The 21,649-nt window shown below is 66.1% G+C and carries 17 protein-coding genes; 7 read left to right on the top strand and 10 right to left on the bottom strand.

Annotated features, from left to right (window positions below; translation table 11 throughout):
* Positions 1-74: 74 nt before the first annotated feature.
* Together B2W55_RS26430 and B2W55_RS26425 are read left to right on the top strand one after the other, a co-directional pair.
* Positions 75-1,499: an FAD-binding oxidoreductase gene (locus tag B2W55_RS26430; protein WP_024580090.1), complete on the top strand. Its 1,425-nt coding sequence runs from the start codon at positions 75-77 to the stop codon at positions 1,497-1,499.
* Between the two features lie 33 nt (positions 1,500-1,532).
* On the top strand, positions 1,533-1,925 hold the full coding sequence (locus B2W55_RS26425) for a hypothetical protein (protein ID WP_024580091.1): 393 nt from the start codon (positions 1,533-1,535) through the stop codon (positions 1,923-1,925).
* Positions 1,926-2,180: 255 nt separating this feature from the next.
* Here the strand turns inward: B2W55_RS26425 and B2W55_RS26420 are convergent, their stop codons facing one another.
* The 9 genes from B2W55_RS26420 to B2W55_RS26380 form a co-directional block, all read right to left on the bottom strand.
* On the bottom strand, positions 2,181-3,869 hold the full coding sequence (locus B2W55_RS26420) for a SulP family inorganic anion transporter (RefSeq protein WP_024580092.1): 1,689 nt from the start codon (positions 3,867-3,869) through the stop codon (positions 2,181-2,183).
* 105 nt (positions 3,870-3,974) lie between these two features.
* Positions 3,975-4,964, bottom strand: a complete 990-nt coding sequence (locus B2W55_RS26415; RefSeq protein ID WP_244442159.1) for a hypothetical protein — start codon at positions 4,962-4,964, stop codon at positions 3,975-3,977.
* 26 nt (positions 4,965-4,990) lie between these two features.
* On the bottom strand, positions 4,991-5,776 hold the full coding sequence (locus B2W55_RS26410; RefSeq protein WP_024580094.1) for a DNA-binding domain-containing protein: 786 nt from the start codon (positions 5,774-5,776) through the stop codon (positions 4,991-4,993).
* A complete protein-coding gene (locus B2W55_RS26405) occupies positions 5,773-6,621 on the bottom strand; it encodes a DUF692 domain-containing protein (RefSeq protein ID WP_024580095.1) in 849 nt (282 codons plus the stop codon). Before B2W55_RS26405 ends, B2W55_RS26410 begins: the two co-directional genes overlap by 4 nt.
* Before the next feature lie 156 nt (positions 6,622-6,777).
* Positions 6,778-7,032, bottom strand: a complete 255-nt coding sequence (locus tag B2W55_RS26400) for a hypothetical protein (protein WP_024580096.1) — start codon at positions 7,030-7,032, stop codon at positions 6,778-6,780.
* Between the two features lie 186 nt (positions 7,033-7,218).
* Positions 7,219-7,482 carry a hypothetical protein gene (locus B2W55_RS26395; RefSeq protein WP_029878922.1) on the bottom strand — a complete coding sequence of 88 codons (264 nt, stop codon included), beginning with the start codon at positions 7,480-7,482 and terminating at the stop codon, positions 7,219-7,221.
* 310 nt (positions 7,483-7,792) lie between these two features.
* Positions 7,793-9,583: a thioredoxin domain-containing protein gene (locus tag B2W55_RS26390; RefSeq protein ID WP_080891115.1), complete on the bottom strand. Its 1,791-nt coding sequence runs from the start codon at positions 9,581-9,583 to the stop codon at positions 7,793-7,795.
* Between the two features lie 87 nt (positions 9,584-9,670).
* On the bottom strand, positions 9,671-10,135 hold the full coding sequence (locus tag B2W55_RS26385; RefSeq protein WP_024580099.1) for a DoxX family protein: 465 nt from the start codon (positions 10,133-10,135) through the stop codon (positions 9,671-9,673).
* Positions 10,136-10,271: 136 nt separating this feature from the next.
* Positions 10,272-11,003 carry a cytochrome c biogenesis CcdA family protein gene (locus B2W55_RS26380; protein WP_029878923.1) on the bottom strand — a complete coding sequence of 244 codons (732 nt, stop codon included), beginning with the start codon at positions 11,001-11,003 and terminating at the stop codon, positions 10,272-10,274.
* Positions 11,004-11,189: 186 nt separating this feature from the next.
* Here B2W55_RS26380 and B2W55_RS26375 point away from each other — a divergent pair, with 186 nt between their 5' ends.
* Positions 11,190-13,235 carry an adenylate/guanylate cyclase domain-containing protein gene (locus B2W55_RS26375; RefSeq protein ID WP_244442160.1) on the top strand — a complete coding sequence of 682 codons (2,046 nt, stop codon included), beginning with the start codon at positions 11,190-11,192 and terminating at the stop codon, positions 13,233-13,235.
* A gap of 262 nt (positions 13,236-13,497) precedes the next feature.
* On the opposite strand, the gene B2W55_RS26370 is transcribed toward B2W55_RS26375, so the two are convergent.
* Positions 13,498-14,244, bottom strand: a complete 747-nt coding sequence (locus B2W55_RS26370) for a FadR/GntR family transcriptional regulator (RefSeq protein ID WP_024580102.1) — start codon at positions 14,242-14,244, stop codon at positions 13,498-13,500.
* Positions 14,245-14,399: 155 nt separating this feature from the next.
* Here B2W55_RS26370 and B2W55_RS26365 point away from each other — a divergent pair, with 155 nt between their 5' ends.
* The 4 genes from B2W55_RS26365 to B2W55_RS26350 all read left to right on the top strand — a co-directional run bounded on the left by B2W55_RS26365 (position 14,400) and on the right by B2W55_RS26350 (position 21,552).
* Positions 14,400-15,431: a TRAP transporter substrate-binding protein gene (locus tag B2W55_RS26365; protein WP_024580103.1), complete on the top strand. Its 1,032-nt coding sequence runs from the start codon at positions 14,400-14,402 to the stop codon at positions 15,429-15,431.
* A gap of 9 nt (positions 15,432-15,440) precedes the next feature.
* A complete protein-coding gene (locus B2W55_RS26360; protein WP_024580104.1) occupies positions 15,441-17,297 on the top strand; it encodes a TRAP transporter large permease subunit in 1,857 nt (618 codons plus the stop codon).
* A 10-nt stretch (positions 17,298-17,307) separates the two neighbouring features.
* Positions 17,308-18,285: an NAD(P)-dependent oxidoreductase gene (locus tag B2W55_RS26355; RefSeq protein ID WP_024580105.1), complete on the top strand. Its 978-nt coding sequence runs from the start codon at positions 17,308-17,310 to the stop codon at positions 18,283-18,285.
* 168 nt (positions 18,286-18,453) lie between these two features.
* Positions 18,454-21,552 (top strand): autotransporter domain-containing protein, encoded by a 3,099-nt coding sequence (locus tag B2W55_RS26350; protein WP_081725942.1) that lies wholly within the window; start codon positions 18,454-18,456, stop codon positions 21,550-21,552.
* The last annotated feature ends 97 nt before the right edge of the window (positions 21,553-21,649 follow it).

Raw genomic sequence — 21,649 nt, 5'->3', positions numbered from 1 at the left:
TTTTTCAAGTCAGGCTCTCTTGACCCCTTATACAAGCTTTGCCACGGTCGGCTAAAGCCGGGAGGAAATTTGACGTGGCGACAACGATTTCGAGCAATCTGACGCGACCCGAACCGCAAGCCCTGAAGCGCGCGATCGACGCGCTGGCGGCGCGGTTCGGCAACCGGCTCGTCACGTCTCAGGCGGTACGCGAGCAGCACGCCCATACCACCACATGGCTGCCGAACCAGCCTCCGGACGCGGTCGTCATGGCGCAGGAAACCGCCGACATCCAGGACGTGGTGCGGATCTGCGCCGCCAACCGCGTGCCGGTGATCGCGTTCGGCACCGGAACCTCGCTCGAGGGCCAGGTCAATGCGCCCGCGGGTGGCGTCTGCATCGACCTGCGCGACATGAACAAGGTGCTCGAAGTCCATGCCGAGGACCTCGATTGCGTGATCCAGCCCGGCCTGACCCGCAAGGCACTCAACGAGCATCTGCGCGACCAGGGCCTGTTCTTCCCGATCGACCCCGGCGCCGACGCCTCGCTCGGCGGCATGACCTCGACCCGCGCCTCCGGCACCAATGCGGTGCGCTACGGCACCATGCGCGAGAACGTGCTGGCGCTGAAGGTGGTGCGCGGCGATGGCGAGATCATCACGACCGGCACGCGGGCCAAGAAGTCGTCGGCCGGCTACGACCTGACGCATCTGTTCGTCGGCGCCGAGGGCACGCTCGGCATCATCTCAGAACTGACCATCCGCCTGCGCGGCATTCCGGACACGATCGCCGCCGCCGCCTGTTCGTTCGAGACCGTGCGCGGCGCTTGCCAGGCCACCATCCTCGCGATCCAGACCGGCATCCCGGTCGCCCGCATCGAACTGCTGAACGCCGCGCAGGTGAAGGCCTGCAACAGCTATTCGAAACTGTCGCTGCCGGAGACGCCGTTGCTGCTGCTCGAATTCCACGGCAGCGAGGTCGAGGTCGCCGAGCAGTCGAAGAATTTCCGCGACATCGCCGCCGAATGCGGCGGCGGCGACTTCACCTGGACCACCAAGCCGGAAGACCGCACCAAGTTGTGGCAGGCGCGGCATGACGCCTATTGGTCGGTCAAGGCGCTGCGCCCCGGCGACAGCATCGGCGTCGTCGCGACCGACGTCTGCGTGCCGATCTCGCGGCTGGCCGATTGCGTGACCGAGACCGAGGAGGATCTGAAGCGGCTCAATCTGCTGTCGCCGATCGTCGGCCATGTCGGTGACGGCAATTTCCACTGCTCGCTGCTCTGCGACGTCAACGACAAGGACGAGATGGCGCGCGGCGAGGAGTTCATGCACCGCCTGGTCGAGCGCGCGCAGGCGATGGACGGCACCTGCACCGGCGAGCATGGCATTGGCCAGGGCAAGCAGAAATACCTCAAGGCCGAACTCGGCCCCGAGGCGCTCGACGCGATGCGGGCGCTGAAGCAGGCGCTCGATCCGCAGAACATCTTCAATCCCGGGAAAATCGTCCCCGCCGCTTAATCCATCGGATGGTTCGGCCGCAGGACCCTGGCGATGTGGTTGTTCAGCAAGGCCAAGCGGAAGGATATCTGGGACGATCCGGTCGCGCAGCCGCTCGGCGACATCGAGGCCGCGCAGCGGATCCGCGCGATCTGCCGCGATGCCGCCGGCTGCGCCGAGGCGGTCGGCTCGCCCGGCAGGCTCTCAGCGAACAGGCAGCAGATCGAGCGCGCGCGTTATGAGCGCGCCGCCAAGGTCGCGATGGAGATCGCGATGAAGATATCCGACGAGCTGATGCGCGATTCCGCGGTGCGCGAGATCGTCGGCCTCTGCATGAAGGCCAACAACATCAAGACCGCGCGGGCGCTGTTCCGCGCCATCCATGCCGGCTCGATCAAGGCCGAGGTCTTGAAGGAGCATCCGACGCTGGCGGGCGAGCAGGCTTGAGGCGGAGTGGAGGCGCCTGCCAAAAATGTCGAAAACAACCCCATGCAAAGCAGCCGGCGGCGGCCTCGGTCGATCAGGCGGCTTGACACGTCAGGCAACTCAGGGGCATATTTCCAATATTCCGAAATCGTGCAGGCGCATGCTCGCCGCGCGGTCCCGTAGCCCGGATGGAGCGAGGCGAAATCCGGGGGGCATCGAGATGCGGAGGGAACCCGGCTTGCGCTGCGCTTCATCCGGGCTACGATTCGATCAAATCTAGGCCTGCCCGCCGAGCGTGCGCACCGCCTCGTCGACGCTGTGGAAGACGTGGTTCCGTTGCAGCACCTCGTAGAGATCGAAGCGCTCGAACGCGTCCTGCGCGCGGGTGGATTCCAGCCGCGCCACGGCCACGGTCACGCCGTCGTCGCGGCATTCGCGAAACAGGTCGCGCAGCCCCTGCGCGGCGGTGAAGTCGATCTCGACCATGCCGCTGGCCTCGATCACCAGCAGCCGCGGCCTTTGCGTCGCCGTGTTGATCATCTTGAGTACGCCGCTGTGAAAACCCTCCGCGTTGAGGAACGACAGCGGCGCCTGGAGGCCGACGACCGCGATGCCGGCCTTGCGCTCGCCGGACGTGTGCGGGCCCGCCGGCCACCAGATCGTGGTGCCCGGCACATGGACGAATTCCACCAGCCGGCCGCGCGTCGTGGTCCAGATGCCGTGCAGCAGCGACAGCGCGATGCCGACCGCGACGCCTTGCTCGATCGGCAGCACGATGATCGCGGCGGCCGTCGCCACCACCAGCAGGAATTCGTAGAACGACTGGCTGAAGATCATGACGATCTGCGCAACGCGGATGATGCGCAGCGCCACGAACAGCAGCACGCCGCCGAGCGCGGCGTCGGGCACGTGCTGCAACAGCGTCGCACCGAAGGCGAGCAGCGCGAGCACGATGGCCGCGGCGAACAGCCCCGCGAGCTGCGTGCGGCCGCCGGTCTCCGATACGATACCGGTTCGCGGCGGACTGGCATTGACCGGAAACGCGCCGAACAGCCCGGCCAGCAGGCTGCCGGCACCGGCGCCGAGGAAGTCGCGATCGACGTCGGCCGGCTTGTCCGGATCGGACAGGAACGAGCGCGTCGTCGCCGCGGTTTGCACCATCACCACGACGGCAATCAGGATCGCGAGCGACAGCAGTTTGATCCATCGTTCCGGCGCGATGTCCGGAAATGACGGTTTGGGCAGCGTGCCCGGCACGGTGCCGACCACCTTGACGCCCTTGCTCTCGAGATGCCCGGCGATCACGGCGATGGTGGCCACGACGAGCCCGATCAGCGCGCCCGGAATCCGGGCGCTGATCTTCTCCGATCCAGCGGCCAGCGCCAGCACGCCAAGCCCGATCGCCAGCGTGTAGACATTGGTCTGGTCGATCTTCTCGGCGAGCACCCCGAGCTTGTAGAGCGTCGGTCCGTCCGGCGTGGTCACGCCGAGTACGCCCGGCAGTTGCGAGACCAGGATGTGGACCGAAATGCCGGCGAGGAAGCCCACCGTCACCGGCGTCGACAGCAGATTGGCGATCCAGCCGAGCTTGAACAGGCTGCCGGCGATCATGATCACGCCGACCATCAGCGCCAGCGCCATCGCGAACGCCTGATAGTCCGGTGAGCCGGCGGTCGCCATCAGCGCCAGCCCGCCGGCGAAGATCGGCGTGATCGTGGAATCGGCGCCGCAGGAGAGGAAGCGGTTGGCGCCGAACATCGCAAAGCCGAGCGAGCCGGCCATGAAGGCAAAGAAGCCGATTTGTGGCGAGAAGCCGCCGAGGCGCGCGGTCGCCATCTGCTCCGGGATCGCGATCGCCGCCAGCGTCAGTCCCGCGATCAGGTCCCCGGGCAGATTGCCGGGCCGGAAGCCGGCCAGTGAACGGAAGATCGGCCAAGGGGAGTGGGGCGCGGGAGTTTGGGCCATCGGTCTCCGACTCATCTGGCAGCGAAGGGTCGGGAAGTGTCCGCCATTGCGTGGCCAAAAGCCAGCGGCCTCGTACGCTGTGCGGTTGCGAAGCGCGGCGAGACTCTACGGAGCGCGCGGTTCGGTGATCGCCTTGCGGATTGAGGCGAGCGGGGCGGTGTCGTCGAAGGCAACGGTCTCGCCTTGCATCTTCACGCCGAGGTCCTGCCATAGCGCGGCAAGGTCCGGCGTCACCGGCTTTGGCCCCATCTCGTCGTGCAGGTGCGTCAACACCTCGCCGCCGACTGCCTGGTCGGCGGTCGACAGCACGCGGGCGAGCGTCCAGTCCTTTTCGTGGTTGCCGCCGGCGGCCAGCACGCCGCGCATCGCATCCTGCAATCCGAGCCGGTTGCCGCTACGCTTGCGGATCTCGATATCGGCGAGCAGGCAGAACAGCGCGCCGCCCCAATACTTGCGGCCCCAGGTGTCGGTGTTGTCGAGGCCCTGGTCGCCGGCTTGCGGCAGCCCTTTCGGCATGTCGCGCATCATCGCCCGCCAGATCTCCTGCGCGGTGAGGTCGCCGGCCTGCACGCGGGCCACCGGTTCGATGTAGACCGCGAGCCCTTCGGACAGCCAGGCGTAGCGATCGTCGAGATCGGGCAGGGCAGTGTGCACCATCTCGTGCACCATCACCCAGTCCCGCTTCAGGTCGTCTTCGCTCGCCTCGCGGCCGATCAGCACCCGGATCGCAGCACCCCGATAGCCCCAGGTGGTGCCGCCGCGCACCCGCGGGCCGTCGACCGGGACCAGCAACAGGCGCAGCGACTGCACCGGGAAATGTCCATAATAGGTGGAGACGGCCCTCGCCGACGTCTTCACCCAATCGAGAATCTTCTCTTTCGGCAGCGCCATTTCGCCGGGCGCGAAGCCGACATGGATGGTCGCGCCGCCGACCTCGAGGTCGGTCTTCGGCAATTTGTCGAACGCGTCATACGGCATGCGGTCGCCGCGCATGAACTCCGACTGCGCCGCGACATGACACGACGCGATGCCGATGATGATGATCGCGACGAGCATCGCCGCGGCGATCAGGCGATATGTCGGGATGCTCCTCACCGCGCTTCGCCGCCGCTGGCGACCCTCTATCCGTGGACGGACGCTGCCGCCAGAAGTCCTGCCGTGATCCACCCGTGCAGATAGGTCGCGCCACGCACCGCCGCATTGTCGGGATCGTCATAGGTCGCGAGCATCTCGCAGAGCACGCCGAACGGAATGCCAGTGCTGGCTTCGTCCCACATCATCGCTTCCTCGGCGGGCAGCTCGCGGAACATCGGCGTGGTGTCCTGGCGCCAGACCAGGAGGCGCGACGGCTCGGCAAGCGTCTCCGCTTCAGGAGGCGTCTCGTCGTTCTTCAGCGTCATCCAGATCGCGGCTGCATTGGTCGACTGATCGAGCCGGGCCGCGCTCGGATGCGGCTGGAACACCAACCCGTTCCACAGCTCGGGCGCAAATCCCGCCATCGCCTCCAGCGCAAGCACGCTGCCTTCGCGGGCGTCGAAGGCGTCATTCAACGCCTTCTCCAGCGCCGCCAGATCGGCCAGCACCGGATGCTGGCGGTAAGGTTCGGTGGACGTCAGGAAATCCGGCAATCCTTGCGAGAACCAGCGCAGGTTCGGATCCTCGGACGGCCGCGCCTTGACATAGGCGTAGCCCATGTCGTCGAACGTCTCGTCACCGAGATAGCGATGCAGCAGCTCATGGTCGTTGCGGAGAGCCTCGACCAGCCGCGATCCATAGGCATAGCGGTAGACGCCGAACAGCGTCTCGCGCCGCTCCCGCGGGCTGTCGAGGATCTCGCCCAGGATATCGTCGTCGCCGCTCAGGATCGCGTTCTGGAAGGCGCTCTGCTGGCGGGCGAAGTCGCTCATGCCGCAGATGCGCCCGCTGGCAGAACCTGCTCCGCGATGGCGCGGGTCCGCTCGACCTCGCGCAGCAGCTCGTCGAGCGGCGGGATATTGTCGTCGCGCTCGATCATGGTCGAGACGCGGCCGAACCGCTTCAGCGCGGCGACATAGAGGTCCCAGACATCCTCGCATACCGGATGGTCGTGGGTGTCGATGATATGCGTCCCCATGTGGCTGTGGCCGGCCATGTGGAATTGCACCACGCGATCGGCCGGAATGCCGTTCAGGAAGGCCATCGGATCGTAGCCGTGGTTGAAGGCGCTGACATAGACATTGTTGATGTCGAACAACAGCCAGCAGCCGGAACGGCGCGACAGTTCCGAGAGGAATTCCCACTCCGTCATCTCGGAATTGCTGAACTGCACATAGGTCGAGACGTTCTCGAGCACGATGGCACGGCCGAGGAAATCCTGCACCAACTGCACGCGGCTGACGACGTGATCGAGCGCCTCCTTCGTGTAGGGGATCGGCAACAGATCGTGCAGGTTCTTGCCGTGGACGCCGGTCCAGCACAGATGGTCCGACAGCCATTTCGGCTGCACCCGTGTCGCAAGGTCCTTGAGGCCTTGCAGATAAGCGAAGTTCGGCGGCGCGGTGGAGGCGATCGACAGCGACACGCCGTGCATCACCACGGGATAGCGCTCGCAGATCCGGTCGAGGATGCGCAGCGGCTGGCCGCCCGGCAGCATGTAGTTCTCGCTGATCACCTCGAACCAGTCGATCGGCGGGTTGCCGTTCAGTATCTCGTCGTAATGCTGCGCGCGCAGGCCGAGGCCGAAACCGAGGAAGGACGGCTTGACCGATTGCATCGGCCGTTCCCGTTGCGGCGTCGGCGTGTCCGGCAATCGGCTTGCGACGTTCATGGCGTCCCCGCGCTGCTGACGCCGTGACTGCGGCGCCTCGCGTGCAAAACTATCATGGAAACGAGGCCCGGCCTACGCCGGGCCCCGCCTCGATCGATGCAATCAGGCCGGCTCGAACTTGCCCTTGGCGGCGGAGCATTGGTCCTTGGTCATGGACGAGAAGCCCTGACCCTTGCAGGCATTCTGGCCCTTGCAGGCGTGGTTGCCGCCCTTGCAGGCGCTCTGGCCCTTGCAGGCATTGGCGCCGATGCACTTGCCTTCGCCCGCGGCGTGGGACGGCGTCGACACGACGGCGCCGGCGAGGAACAGCGTGGCTGCGGCAGCGGCAAGTGCGGTTCCGGACTTGGTCATCTTCATGAGCGTTTCCTTGTGCACGTTGGTTGAAGAATCGTTGAAAGGTGCGTCGTCCGCCAGATGCGTTCGGCAGGGCTGCACCGAAGAGAACTGCACGATCCGCCCTCGCTATGCGACAGACGGACCCTGCTGTTCGATGAAGAAAGCCCGGTGCGTGAGCCGGGCCTTCCTCGGCGGTCGTCGATGCGATCAGCCCTTGACGAACTTGCCGCCGGTCGCGTTGCACTGCTTCTCCGAGGTCATCGAGAAGCCGGTGCCCTTGCAGGCATTCTGGCCCTTGCAGGAATTGCCGCCGCCCTTGCAGGCGCTCTGGCCCTTGCAGGCGTTGCCGGCCATGCACTTGCCCATGGCGGCGTTCGCGGTCGTCGAGCCGGTCGTGACCACGGCGCCGGCGATGAACAGGGTGGCGGCAGCGGCTGCGAGCGTCGCACCGGACTTGGAATTCAGCTTCATGACGATCTCCTCAATGGTTGTTTGAACGACGACTAATGTGACGCCGTGAGCATCCGATGATCGTTCGACCCCAGACCGCACAACGAATGGTCGGAGAGCCATCAGATCGTGCCGGGACCGGAAGGGCCTGGGACATGAGTGCTCGTCCGAATCCAGCTACGAGGCGTCAGGCGATTTGGTTACAGCGGTTCAAAAGAAAATTTTGTTCTGAGGTGGTCCGGGACCCGATCCATATCAAAAGCCGCGGCGGGCGGAGCATTTCGTTGCGCGCTGCCGATCGCTTCGCTGCATTGCACAGTTCGGATTTTAGTCAGTTTTGCGCCGCGCGCGCCGGCTTCAGCCGGGCCATTTGCGCGACGTTCGCCTTCAGTTCTTCGGCATCGAAGGCCGGGAACGAGCAGATGCGGTTGCTACAGGCAAACGCCGCGGGCTCGCCGAGATCCGGATATTCGACGTCCGGGTTGGGCAGCTTGCCCTCACGCAGATCGAGCCATTCCAGCCGCTTGTAACGGGCGGGCAGCGCGCGCGCGATGGCATGCAGCGCCTGCGCGCGGCCGTCATCCTTGTGTCCGACGATCGTGATGTGCGTCGGCTCGAGCGCGAGTTCGTCGTCGGCGAGCAGCACGCCGGGCAGCGGGCGCGGCATCTCGGTCGACGCGCCGCTGAGATAACGCATCGCGTGCGAGGCCTGCTCGCGCATGCGGTCATCGCCATAGTAGCGATTGAGCAGGTTCAGGAAGCGTGCCACCTGGATCTGGTCGTCGATCAGCTTGGCCGGCTTTGCGAACACACCGGTGTTGCCTTCCGACGTCTTCGAGGTGAAGAAGCCGCCGGCTTCGTCACGGAAGCTCGCGACGAAGTCGCCGGCCTTCGCCGCCGAGGTCAGCCAGTCGCGATCGCCGGTCGCGGCGTAGAGATCGAGAAAGGCCTGGCCCATCGCGACGCTGTCGCCGAGGAACGGTCCGCCGCGATCCTTGTCGCCGTGGCGGAAGCCGCCGTCCGGCAGCGCCCGGTTGGCGAGCACCCATCTGGCTGCTCGCTCGGCGACAGCGAGCGTCTTCGGATCTTTCGTGACGTCATAGAAGGCCGCGAGACCCGAGATGGCCCAGCCATTCTCACGGGCATAGAGATTGGTGTCGATGCGGGGCAGGCCGAGCTTGCGGCGCTCCGCGTCAGGCAGCGCATAGTATGTGTGGCCATCGGTGTCGTGATTGAGATCGGCGTCCTGGCTGACATAGAAGGCGCCGTCCGGGCTCAGCAGGACGCCGGTCAGATAGCGCGCGATGTCGCGCGCCGCCGCGAGATATTTCGGGTCCTTCCACTGCGCATAGGCCTGGCTGTACTGCCGCAGATATTGCGACTGGAACGAGATGATCTTCTCGAAATGCGGATGGGTCCAGGAGCCGGCTTCCGAGTACTGGTACACGCCGCCCCACACCGGATCGATCAGCGCGATGGCGGCGTCGAGGGTCTGCTTCGCCCGCCTGGTGGCCACGGCATCGCCGGTTTCGGCGCGGCTGATTGCCAGGTCGAGGCTGTCGGCGTCGATATATTTCTGGTTCTCGCCCCAGCCGCCGAGCTTGTCATCGTAGGAATCGTCGAAAGTCTTGGTCAGTTCGGCGCGCTGGGCCTTGCTGAGATACGCCGAGGTCGCCGGCTTGACCGCAAAAGCCTCGCCGACCGACGGACCCGGCGACGGATCGTCGATCACGGCCTTGAGCAGCGCCTGCATCCGCTCCGGCTCGATATAGCCCCTGATCTTCGCGATCTCGGTGCCGTCAGGCGCGAACACGATGGTCGCCGGCCAGCCCCAGTCGCCATAGCGGCTGGAGAGGTCCGGATTGGCATCCTGGTCGACGCGAACCGGGAGATATTTTTCCGACAGCAACTCCTGCACTTTCGGATCGGCGTAAGTGGTCTTCTCCATCACATGGCACCAATGGCACCACACCGCTTCGAGATCGAGGATGACGAAGCGCTTCTCGGCCGTGGCCCGTGCGAACAAATCGTGGCTCCAGCCGCTCCATGCGGGCGCCTCCGCCGCAAGCACCGGTGATGAAGTCAGAACGGCAAGGAGGATGGCAAGACGAACCAGTTTCATGGCGGCTCCGGCAAGCGCGAGGTCATCCGAGCTACGCGCCGGCGGGAGCCCGCGGCTCGCGCTGTCACGGAATTGTGAGCCGAACGCTCAGGTCGGCGCCTTCTGGCCGGCCGTCAGGTTGACCAGCATGCGATCCAGCGAGGCGGCGCCGGGACCGGCGATCGCAAGCCACATGAAGGCGGCGAAATAAGTCGCCTCCTCGAAGCCGAGCAGCGTCTCCAGCGAATCGACGTCGCCCCATTTGGCCGACTTGATCGCGACCACCATCACCACCGCGAGCATCGCGGCGGGAATCCGGGTGAACAGGCCGAGGATCAGCATGGCGCCGCCGAAGCATTCGACGCCGGAAACAAAGGGCGTGAGGATGTTCGGGAATGGAATGCCCCAGCCGACGAAATTCTCGGTGACCTGGGCGAGATTGGTGAGCTTGCCCCAGCCGGCCAGCATGAAGGTGTAGCCGACGACGATCCGCATGATCAGCGGTCCGGCCCAGGAAAAATGCGCGGCGATCCGCGCCGGCAGCAGAATCAGCAGGTTGACGATGGAATTCATCGGATACCCCTCCCGAATACGTCGTCCCGCGGCCGGAGCCGGCATTGACGCGCATTTGCGTCAACCGGCGCCGGTCAACAGCTACGGCCGTCTCATGGCAGGAGTTTCGCTGCGGCAGTCCGCTTGTTACGGGCAGCTAGCCGATATTTTGCAATGCCGGGAAAGTCTCCAGCAGCCAGACGCTGACGCCGGACACCGCGCCGGTCAGGAAGCCGATGCCGGTGATCACCATCAGCACGCCCATCACGCGCTCGACGCTGTCGAGATGGCGCTTCATCCGCGCGAACAGCGAGGAGAACTGCTTGACCATGACGGCCGCGAGCAGGAACGGGATGCCGAGCCCGGCGGAATAGACCGCGAGCAGGCCGGCGCCCTTGGTGACCGTGGCCTCCGCGGCGGCGATCGAGAGGATCGCGGCGAGGATCGGGCCGATGCACGGCGTCCAGCCGAACGCGAACGCCAGGCCCATGATGTAGGCGCCCCATAGCCCGATCGGCTTCGGCGCGGTCAGCCGGCCTTCGCGCATCAACAGGCCGATCCGGGTGATGCCGAGGAAGTGCAGGCCCATGATGATGATGACGATGCCGGCCAGGATCGAGAGTTCGGCCGACCAGGCCCGAACCAGTCCGCCGACAAAGGACGCGCTGGCGCCGAGCGCGATGAACACGGTGGAGAAGCCGAGCACGAACATCAGCGCCGCCGTCATCACCGCGCGCTTGGAGGACGCGGTGGCGCCGTCCTGATTGACCTGCTCGATGGTCGCGCCGGTCAAATAGATCAGATAGGGCGGCACCAGCGGCAGCACGCAGGGCGACAGGAAGCTGACTAGGCCGGCGATCAGGGCCGCCGGGATCGAGACGTCGTGCATCAATGAACCTTCGAGGTAACTGTCCTGTCTTGGCGTGTACGCGGCCAACAATCCAGAAGTTTCGTCGGCCCGGCCTTCAACTATGGTCACAGGCCCGTGTCCGGGCCGCACGCGGCGCTTCGCCTGGTGAAACAATCGCGGATATGTTCCGTAATGCTCGTGAAACCGCTGATTGGGACCCCAACGATGCGCATCGGCATCCGCAGCGCCATCTCCGCCCTCGTGCTGGCCTCGATCGTAGTCAGCGCCGTCGGCGTGCATCTGTTGTGGTGGCGCACCGCACAACGGGTCAGCCAGACGCTCGCCAACACCATCAACGACCAGATCGTCTCCGCGGTCGGCGACGAGCTGCAATCGATCACGACCGAGGCGCGGTCGTCGATGACCGCGGTACGGACGCTGCTGACCGAGCAGGTGCTCGACGGCCACGACGCCCGCAAGCGCGAGTTCGTGTTCCTGTCGCAATTGCAGGCGCAGCCGACCATCTCATGGGTTGCGTTCGGCTGGCCGGACGGCTCGTTCTTCGCCGGGCACAAGCTCGGTGAATCCGGCGTCGAGATGCTGACCATCACGCCCGACCGCAAATTGCGCGCCGATCAGTACGATTACGCCGGCAACGACATCAAGCTCAGGAACAGCACCGTCGAGGACAGCAAATTTCGCGTCACCGATCAGCCCTGGTTTCGCGAGGCGATCGCGGCCAGTGACGAGCACTGGTCGACGCTGACCACGCTTCCCCGCGGCGAACGGCTGGCCGCGATGCTGGCGACGCCGATCGACGTCGACGGCAAGCGCAGCGGCGTGCTCGCGATCATCATCGAGCTGACGCGGGTGTCGAATTTCCTGTCGCAGCTCACGGTCGGCAAATCCGCCGGCGCCTTCCTGCTCGATCGCGACGGCGGGGTGATCGCCGCGCCGGATCCGAATGCCGACGAGCTCAACGCGCTGAAGACCGACCATCCGCTGCTGCCGGTCGCGGTCGATGCGATCCGGCAGGCCGGCAGCGCCTACAATCCTGGCGAGGGCGAGGTGTATCGCTCGCAGGTGACGCGCGACGGGCTCGCCTACCAGGCCGTGCTGACGCCGATCTCGTTTCCCGGCTGGTCGCTGGTGACGGTGGTGCCGGAAGCCGAATTCCTCGGCCCGGTGCAGATGACGATCCGCAATCTCCTGATCGGGCTCGCGGCGCTGATCGTTGCCGCCGGGCTGTTGTCGGCCTGGCTGGCGCAGCGCCTGATCGCGGCGCCGCTGATCAAGGTGGTCGGCGAGATCAGGCATGTCGAGCGCTTCGACCTCGACAAGGTCGCACGGCATCCGTCGCGCCTCGCCGAGATCGAGAACCTCTCGGGTGCGATCGGCGACATGGCGCAGGGGCTTGCCGCGTTCCGCAAATACATCCCCGCCGATCTGGTGCGCCGGCTGGTCAGCGACGGCGACGGTGCGCGGCTTGGCGGCGCGGTGCGGCCGATGAGCGTGATGTTCATCGACCTCGCCGGGTTCACCGGCATGTCGGAACGGCTGGGCGACCGCATCATCCCGTTGCTGTCGCGCTATTTCGACGTCGTCTCGGCGGCGATCCAGCAGGACGGCGGCACCATCGACAAGTTCATCGGCGATGCCGTCATGGCATTCTGGGGTGCGCCGGCGGCCAATCCCGACCACGCCGTGGACTGCTGCCGCGCCGCGCTGGCCTGTCAACGCGCGGTCGCGCAGGCCGGCCTCGCCGACGACAGAGGCGATCCGATCACGATCCGCATCGGCATCAATTCCGGGGACATGCTGGTCGGCAATATCGGCTCGGAGGTGCGGCTCAACTACACCGTGATCGGCGATGCCGTGAACATCGCAAGCCGCCTCGAAGGCACCAACAAGGTCTATGGATCGACCATCATCATCGGTCCTGAGACCCGGCGCTTGGCGGGTGATCGCATCGTCGTCCGCGAGCTCGACCGGCTCGCCGTCTATGGCCGCGCCGGCGGGCTCGAGATCTACGAGCTGATCGCGATGGCTGGCGAAGTCGCGGTCGCGCGGGACTGGATCGCGTCTTACCAGGCCGGGCTTGCGGCCTGGCGCGCCGGCGATTTCGCCGCGGCGACGGCTGGCTTCGATACGGCGCAGCAAATGCGCGGCACCGATGCGGCGTCTGCGCTGATGATCGCGCGATGCCGGCATCAGCTCGACAATCCGACCGACGAGGATTGGGACGGTACCACGGTGGCGCGGTCGAAATAGCGGAGTCTGGATCGCAGCTCGTTGCTGATTTTCAGAATCCTCGCTCCCGCCTGTCGAGCCGGACAATGCCTCCGAACAAGCTGTTTGACAGGTTGGATCGAGAGCCATCCTCGTCGTCGTCCGGGCGCACGCCGGGACCCATAACCACCGATGCTGCTTGTTGCGCGATGGCGGAGCAACGAGTCCCGCTCACAACATCCACCGCGGCGTATGGATCCCGGCTTTCGCCGGGAGGACGTTGTGGGGACGACGCGTGCACGCGTCACCGCTTGCGCGCAGGTCTGCTCGGCGGTGTCTCAAACTCCCGGCCGCGAATCCGCACCAGATCATCAGCCGAATGCGTCAACAGCACCACCGTCGCCTGACGCGCCGCGTCGGCATCGCCGGCCACGATCGCGTCCAGCACTGCGCGGTGCTCGATCAGGGCCCGCGGCCGGTGCGAGCCGGGTGCTGCGATGGTGAAGCTCTGGCGTAGCGTGATCTCGAACATCTGCGCGATCGGCCAGAAGAACTCATTGCGGGTCGCGAAATAGATCGACTGATGGAACGCGATGTCGGCCGCGACGAAATCCTCGTTGCTCGCGGCGGCGTCCATGCCGTCGCATCCGGCGCGGATGCGGGCGATGTCGTCGGGCCCGGCATGGATCGCCGCCAGCGCCGCTGCCGCCGGTTCGACCGCGGCGCGCAACTGGAACAGCTTGGCCAGATAGCGATCGATCTCGGCGGTCTCGAGATGCCAGCGCAGCACGTCGGGATCGAGCTGATTCCACTGTTCGGGCGGCCGCACCCGCGTGCCGCTCTTGGGCCGCGACTCGATCAGGCCCTTGCCGGTCAGGGTGCGCATCGCCTCGCGCACCACGGTGCGGCTGACAGCCATCATCTCGCAGATCTGCATTTCCGGCGGCAGCGTCTCGCCGATGCCGATCTCGCCGCGCACGATGCTGCCGCCGACGCGGTCGGTGACCTGGCTGTGCACGCTGCGGCGCAACGCGTTGGACGTCTGGAACATCGGAGGCCTCGCTGGGGTTGCAGCTGCGCCGCGGAGCCGCGCTCTTGCACAACCGCATTCGATTTGTCATACATTATGACAAAAGGTCTGCCAAGCTCGCGCCCAGCCAGTGTCGCGGCCACAACAACGATCTGTTCCTGGGGAGGAGCACCATCATGACCTCGACGCGCGTCAGCCGCCGCCTTGTGTTGCGGTCTTCGGTCCTATCGGCGGCGTGGTTCGCCGCCGCACCCGCCATCATCGGCCGCGCCGAGGCCGCGGCCATGAAGATGCGGTGCTCGTCGTCGCTGCCCAACGATCCGAAATACGCCAACGGCCGCGTCTACTACGACAACCTCGTCAAGAGCCTGAAGGCGAACGGGCTTGGCGAGCAGATCGACGTCACCTTTTTTCCCGACAACCAGCTCGGCCAGGAGATCGACGTCATCAACTCGGTGAAGCTCGGGGTGATCGACCTGATGGTCTCGGGCTCGTCGATCTCGGCCAATCTGGTGCCGCTGGTCGGCACCTTCGACCTCGGCTACCTCTTCACCAGCTATCAGCAGCAGACCAAGGCGTTCGACGCCGGCGCGGCGAAGCCGATCGAAGCCGCGCTGCTGAAGGGCGCCAACATCCACATCATCGGCTGGGCCTATAATTTCGGCGCGCGCAGCGTGCTGGCGAAGAAGCCGGTGAAGACGCCGGAAGATCTCGCGGGGCTAAAGATCCGCACGCTGCCCAATCCGATCATCACCGAATGCCTGCGCCTGATGGGCGCCGCGGCGACGCCGCTGGCGTTCGGCGAGATCTACACCGCGCTACAGGCGGGAGTGCTCGACGGTCTCGAGCACGATCCGCCGACCATCCTCGCCAGCAAGTTCTACGAGACCGCGAAGCATTACGCGCTGACCCAGCACATCTTCTCGCCGCTCGCGGTCTATTTCAGCGATACCACCTTCAACCGCATGGACCCGAAGCTGCGCGAAGGCTTCCTCGACGCGGCGAACAAGGCGGCGATCGAGACCCGCGCGCACGGCCTGGCGGTGGAGAAGGAGGCGCTGGCGACCTTGGTCGAAAAGGGCGTCACGGTCGTCGAATGCGACAAGGAGGCGTTTCGCAAGCGCGTGTTGCCGCAGACCGACAATTTCATCAAGGCGCGGCCCGAGGCCAAGGCCGTGGTCGACCTGATCCGCGCCACCCAGGCCTGAGGCCGGCATATGTCAGTCACCGCAATCGCGACAGACCGCAGCGGTGATCGGATCACGGCGCCGCTGCTCGTGGTCAGTGACGCGATCGCCGCGATCCTGCTCGCCGCCGATCTCGTGGTGGTCTGTGTCTCGGTGCTGGCCCGCTTCCTGTTCAACGCGCCGGTCGAATGGTCCGATGACGTCGCCCGCGGCCTGATGGTCGGGTCGAGCTTCTTCGGCGCGGCCAGCGCGCTGGCCCGCAGCGAGAATCTCGGCGTCGCCTTCTTCGTCGACATGCTGCCGCCGGGCGTGCGGCGGATCGTCGACGCGGTCGGTGCGCTGCTCGTCGCCATCATCGCCGCCTACGTCGCATTCAATGCCATCAAGATGGGCTGGCTGACCACCGGCCAGACCTCCGGCTCCGGGCTGCCGCTGGAGTGGACGTTCTATCCGATGGGCGTCGGCGCCGCGTTCATGACGATCTTCGCCGTCGAGACGTTCTGCGGCCGTCCGTTGCGCGACATGCTGGCCGGCATCGTTGCCACCGCCGTGATCGTCGCGCTCTATCTGGCCTGGGACGCGCTTGCGCCCTCGTCGGTGCCGTCGTCGCAGGCGCTGATGCTGGTCGGCTTCTTCCTGACGCTGTTCGGTGGATTGCCGATCGGCTTCGCGCTGGCGCTGGCGGCGCTGATCTTCATCTGGGTGGAGGGCACGCTGCCCGGCGTGATCTTCGCCCAGCAGATGGCGCGCGGCATCGACAATTTCGTGCTGCTGGCGATCCCGTTCTTCATCCTGGTCGGCTACCTGATGGAAGCCAACGGCATGTCGGTGCGGCTGATCGAACTGCTGCAACGTGCGGTCGGGCGGATGCGCGGCGGGCTCAACGTCGTGATGGTGATGTCGATGGTGCTGTTCTCCGGCATCTCGGGCTCCAAGATGGCCGACGTCGCCGCCGTCGGTTCGGTGCTGATCCCGGCCGCACGCCGCTCGCGACAGAATCCCGGCGGGGCGGTGGCGCTGCTCGCGGCCTCCGCGGTCATGGCGGAGACCATTCCGCCCTGCATCAACCTGATCATCCTCGGCTTCGTCGCCAACCTCTCGATCGGCGGCCTGTTCGTCGCCGGCATGCTGCCGGCCGCGCTGATGGCGCTGGCGCTGATCGCGGTGTCGATCATCTTCGGCAAGCGTCCCGAGCCGACCGGCGAAGCCGAGCCACGGGCGGCGGTATCGGGTTTGTGGACTGGCGCGATCGCCTCGGTCGGACTGATCTTCATGATCTTCTTCGGCTTCAAGAGCGGCTTTGCCACCGCGACCGAGATCTCGGCCTTCGCCGCGGTCTACGCCATTGCCGTCGGCAGCCTGCTGTTCCGCGAACTCGGCGTGAAAAGTCTCGCGCATTGCTTCGTGCAATCGGCCGTGCGATCCGGGCTGGTGCTGTTCATCGTGGCCGCGGCGCAGTCGCTCGCCTTCATCCTGACCCTGCAACAGGTGCCGCACGCGGTCGGCGAGCTCATGCTGGCGATCTCTGGCAGCCACGGCGTCTGGCTGTTCATGCTGCTGTCGATCCTGGTGCTGGTGGTGATGGGCTCGGTGCTGGAAGGCGCCGCGGCGCTGATCATCTTCGGGCCGCTGCTGCTGCCGGTCGCCGTCAAGCTCGGCATCGATCCGCTGCATTTCGGCGTCGTGCTGGTCATCGCGATGGGGCTCGGGCTGTTCGCGCCGCCGCTCGGACTTGGGCTCTATGGCGCTTGCCTGATCGGCAAGGTGCCGATCGAGCAGACCATCAAGCCGATCGCAGGCTATCTGGGCCTGCTGTTGCTGTGCCTCCTGGTGATCGCCTTCGTGCCCGCCATCAGCACCGCGCTGCCGCATGCGCTGGGCTATTAGGGAGACGATCGTGAAGGTCCTGCTCGCCCATACCCCGCAGATGCGCCGCGACTATTACGGCGAGCGCAGCCTGAACGGCCTGCGCGCGGTTGCCGACGTCAGGCTGCATGAGGGCGACATTGCTCTCGACGCTGCCGCCCTGGTGACGGCGGCGGAAGACGTCGACATCATCCTCGCCGATCGCATGACCGCGGGTCCCGGTGAAATCTTCCCGCGCTTGCCGAAGCTCCGTGCCTTCGTGCGCTGCGCCGTTGACATCCGCAACATCGATGTCGCAGCGGCATCCGCCGCCGGCGTGCTGGTGACGCAGGCGAGTGCCGGCTTCATCCAGTCGGTCGCCGAACTCGCGCTCGGCTTCATGGTCGACCTGTCGCGCGGCGTCTCGCGCGCGGCTGCCGACTACCATGCGGGCCGCAGGCCCGGGGTCGTGATGGGCCGGCAACTTGCTGGCAGCAGCATCGGCATCATCGGCTACGGCAGCATCGGCCGCGAGCTCGCGCGCATCGCCAAAGCGCTCGGCATGGACGTGCTGGTCGCCGATCCCTTCGTCACCATCGACGACGCGGCGATCGAGCATCTGCCGCTCGATGATCTGCTGGCGCGGGCGGACTACGTCGTCTGCCTTGCGATCGCCACCGAGGTGACCGAGAACCTGATCGGGCAGGCGGCGCTGGCGCGGATGCAGCGACACGCGTTCTTCATCAACCTGTCGCGCGGCAATCTCGTCGATGAGGCCGCGCTGGCCGCGGCGCTGCGCGACAATCGCATCGCTGGTGCGGCGATGGATGTCGGCCGTGCGCTTGACCAGATGCCGACGCCGGAGCTTGCGAAGCTCGATAACGTGATTGCGACGCCGCATGTCGGTGGCCTGACGCCGCAGGCGATCGAGCATCAATCGTCGGAGACCGTGCGGCAGGTCGCCACGATCGTCGCCGGCAAGCTTCCCGTCGGTGCCGTCAATGCTGCTCGCTGGACCCGGCGGCCGTAAGTCATCCACGCCGCCATCCTGATCGCGTCGACCGGCGCGCCAGCTCCACTCTGTTGCCGAAAGGTCACGAGCACCGACGATGCGACGCTTCGTCACTGCGCTGTCATGCCCAGATGATTGTTTCTCGATGTTTCCGGGGGCGGAAATTGTTTCTGAGGGGGCAGGGCCATGCGTGTCGCAAAATTATCGTCTGTGGTTGCCGTTCTGGCGGCGACATCGTCGTCGCACTCGGCCAACGCGCAGACGCAGACCGTCGCGACGCCGCTGAATGCCAATGCGATCAACCTGCTGATGCCGTTCAGCACGCTGCTTGGCACCACCACGATCTCGCAGAACCTGACCACGGCGATCTCGATCAACAACAATGCGACCGCCGCGCAGCGGGCGCAGGCGCTGATCGACAACACGATCACGACCGACAACGGCGTCGTGCTGTCCGACGGCCTCGGCACCAAGTTGAATGCGATCTGGCGGGCCAACAACAGCCAGGCGGCGAACGGCACCACGACCACGTTCTCGCCCAATCTGCTGACCCTGCTTCGCCAGATGAACGCGATCTCGCAGGACGACTCCGGCAAGGCGAAGAACTTCTTCGCGGACGGCTCGGCGAACGGCACGGTGTTCGTCAGCAACGCCAATCTAGCGCTCGGCAAGACGGCGACCTCGAACACCCCGATCGTCGGAATCTCGTTGCCCTCGAACGGCGTCTTCGACGTCTACGACAAGGCCTATGCGCCGATCGTCCAGCCGAACCGGACCGGCGATGCCCGCCCGTTCCAGGTCAATCCGGCCACCATCGCTGCTTTCAGCGGTGTGGACTACTTCGGCAATCCGACCTCGAACACGGCGATCATGGGTACCAACACCGCCAACAGCGGTTCGGGCCTGTTTGCCAACGCGTCGTTCCCGAGCGGCCACACCACCTTTGCCTACACGACGTCGCTGCTGATGGCGATGCTGGTGCCAGAGCGATACGGGCAGATGCTGACGCGGGCGTCGGAATACGGCAACAGCCGCATCGTCCTCGGCGTGCACTATCCGCTCGACATCATCGCCGGGCGTGTGCTCGCAAGCTACGACGTGGCGCAGATGCTCAATAACAACCCGGCCTATGTCAACGCCACGGTCAACGGCGTGTTCGGCATCGGCAACGTCACCACGACGAGCAACTTCCAGACCGTGTTCAACGCGGCGCGGACCGATGTGCGCAACCTGCTGCAAGCCGGCTGCGGCACCGACATCGCGACCTGCGTCGCCAGCGGAGCGCCGGACCGCTTCAGCAATCTGGCCCAGGACAAGGCCGACTACACCGCGCGGCTGACCTACGGCCTGCCGACGCTGTCGTTCACCCAGGCGCCGCGGGAAGCCGCGCCGGCCGGCGGGCCCGACGCCTCGATCCTGCTCGCGACCGTCTATGGCGGCGACTCCGCGGCGGCCAAGGCGATCACGCCTTCCGGCGGCATGCTCGGCAGCCTCTCCACCAACACCATCAACCAGATCCTGGTGAACACCGAGACCAATGCGATCGCGCCCTTCTACGGCACCGCGCTGAGCTACTGGGCGCGTCTCGACCTGGTCTCGGCCGCAACCTATTTCCAGGGTGTCACCGGCACGCTCAGCCTGGCTTCGAGCGACGTCGTCACCACCAATGTCACGGTCGCCAATGGTGGTACGTTGGGCGGCACCGGTACCGTGGCGGCGACCACGGTGCAGAGCGGCGGCGCGCTGCAAGGCGGCAGCAACGGGCAGGGTACGCTGAAGATCAACGGCAGCCTCGCGTTCCAGTCCGGCGCGCTCTACCTCGTGCAGGCGACGGCGACATCGATCGGTTCCACCAGCGTCACCGGCACCGCGACCCTGACCGGCGCCGGCGTGCAGGTTGCCTCTCCGACCAACAGCTTCAAGTTCAACCAGGTGCAGACCATCCTGACCGCCGCCGGGCTGAACGGCACCACCTTCTCGTCGCTGACGCTGCCGGCCGGCATCGTCGGCTCGCTCGGCTACACCGCCAACGCCGTGACGCTGACAATGAATTCGAGCCTGGGCCAGATCAACGGCCTCAACGTCAACCAGAAGTCAGTCGCGAATGCGCTCGACAGCGCCTTCAATGGCGGCGCCGCCACCGGCACGCTGAGCGCCATCTTCAACGGCAACGTTGCCCAGAACCTCCAGCAGGCGGCAGGCGAGAGCGCAACCGGCGCGCAGCAGACCACGTTCAACGCGATGAGCCAGTTCATGAGCGTGATGACCGATCCGAATCTCGACGGCCGCGGCGCGCCGGCAGTTCCGGTCGGGGCTTCGCAATATGCTGCCGACGACGGCGATGCGCTGGCCTATGCGTCGGGCGGCAAGCGGCGGTCGCAGGGGGAGCGCGACGCCTATGCCGCGATCTATCGCAAGGCGCCGCCGCTCGCCGTCTACGAACCGCGCTGGAGCGTCTGGGCGGCCGGCTTCGGCGGCTCGCAGAGCACCGACGGCAGCGCCACGCTCGGCAGCAACTCCACGACCAGCAGCATCTACGGCACAGCCGTCGGCGCCGACTATCGCATCTCGCCGAACACCCTCGCGGGCTTCGCGCTGGCCGGCGGCGGCACCACCTTCTCGGTCGCGAACGCGCTGGGCAACGGCCGTTCCGACCTGTTCCAGGCCGGCGCCTTCATCCGTCATTTCGAGGGCCCCGCCTACATCACCGCGGCTCTCGCCTATGGCTGGCAGGACATCACCACCAACCGCACGGTCACGATCGCGGGCCTCGACCAGTTGCGCGCCAATTTCAACGCCAATGCCTGGTCGGGCCGTCTCGAGGGCGGTTATCGCTACGCAACGCCGTGGATGGGGGTCACGCCCTATGCCGCGGGCCAGTTCACCACCTTCGATCTGCCGGCCTATGCCGAGCAGGTGATTACGGGAACGAACGCTTTCGCGCAGGCCTACAACGCGAAGACCGTGACGGCGACCCGCAGCGAGCTCGGTCTGCGCACCGACAAGTCCTTCCTGGTGCAGGATGGCATCCTGACCCTGCGCGGCCGTGCCGCCTGGGCGCATGATTTCAACACCGATCGCACCGTCGCCGCCGCGTTCCAAACGCTCCCCGGCGCCTCCTTCGTCGTCAACGGTGCGAAGCCGGCCTCGGACCTTGCGCTTGTCACCGGCTCGGCCGAGATGAAATGGCGCAACGGCTTCTCGGTTGCGGCGACCTTCGAGGGCGAATTCTCCGACATCACGACGAGCTACGCCGGCAAGGGCGTCGTTCGCTACTCCTGGTGATCGCGACACAGGCACGTCCTCAATCAGCGCGAGCAGGCATGAGGCCTCCGGCGATGAGCCGTCCGGGGGCCTTTCGCACGTCTGCGGGATGCGCGCC

The organism is Bradyrhizobium sp. UBA2491, assembly GCF_002341725.1.
Taxonomy (GTDB): domain Bacteria; phylum Pseudomonadota; class Alphaproteobacteria; order Rhizobiales; family Xanthobacteraceae; genus Bradyrhizobium.
Note: the sequence above shows the minus strand (reverse complement) of the source record. Positions and strands in the feature narration are given on the sequence as shown.

Coding starts and splice junctions, on each gene's coding strand:
- B2W55_RS26385 (WP_024580099.1), bottom strand. CDS start 10,135: ATGAATTCCATCGTCAACCTGCTGATTCTGCTGCCGGCGCGGATCGCC.
- B2W55_RS26390 (WP_080891115.1), bottom strand. CDS start 9,583: ATGAAACTGGTTCGTCTTGCCATCCTCCTTGCCGTTCTGACTTCATCA.
- B2W55_RS26350 (WP_081725942.1), top strand. CDS start 18,454: ATGCGTGTCGCAAAATTATCGTCTGTGGTTGCCGTTCTGGCGGCGACA.
- B2W55_RS26400 (WP_024580096.1), bottom strand. CDS start 7,032: ATGAAGATGACCAAGTCCGGAACCGCACTTGCCGCTGCCGCAGCCACG.
- B2W55_RS26425 (WP_024580091.1), top strand. CDS start 1,533: ATGTGGTTGTTCAGCAAGGCCAAGCGGAAGGATATCTGGGACGATCCG.
- B2W55_RS26360 (WP_024580104.1), top strand. CDS start 15,441: ATGTCAGTCACCGCAATCGCGACAGACCGCAGCGGTGATCGGATCACG.
- B2W55_RS26365 (WP_024580103.1), top strand. CDS start 14,400: ATGACCTCGACGCGCGTCAGCCGCCGCCTTGTGTTGCGGTCTTCGGTC.
- B2W55_RS26420 (WP_024580092.1), bottom strand. CDS start 3,869: ATGGCCCAAACTCCCGCGCCCCACTCCCCTTGGCCGATCTTCCGTTCA.
- B2W55_RS26395 (WP_029878922.1), bottom strand. CDS start 7,482: ATGAAGCTGAATTCCAAGTCCGGTGCGACGCTCGCAGCCGCTGCCGCC.
- B2W55_RS26375 (WP_244442160.1), top strand. CDS start 11,190: ATGCGCATCGGCATCCGCAGCGCCATCTCCGCCCTCGTGCTGGCCTCG.
- B2W55_RS26405 (WP_024580095.1), bottom strand. CDS start 6,621: ATGCAATCGGTCAAGCCGTCCTTCCTCGGTTTCGGCCTCGGCCTGCGC.
- B2W55_RS26410 (WP_024580094.1), bottom strand. CDS start 5,776: ATGAGCGACTTCGCCCGCCAGCAGAGCGCCTTCCAGAACGCGATCCTG.
- B2W55_RS26370 (WP_024580102.1), bottom strand. CDS start 14,244: ATGTTCCAGACGTCCAACGCGTTGCGCCGCAGCGTGCACAGCCAGGTC.
- B2W55_RS26380 (WP_029878923.1), bottom strand. CDS start 11,003: ATGCACGACGTCTCGATCCCGGCGGCCCTGATCGCCGGCCTAGTCAGC.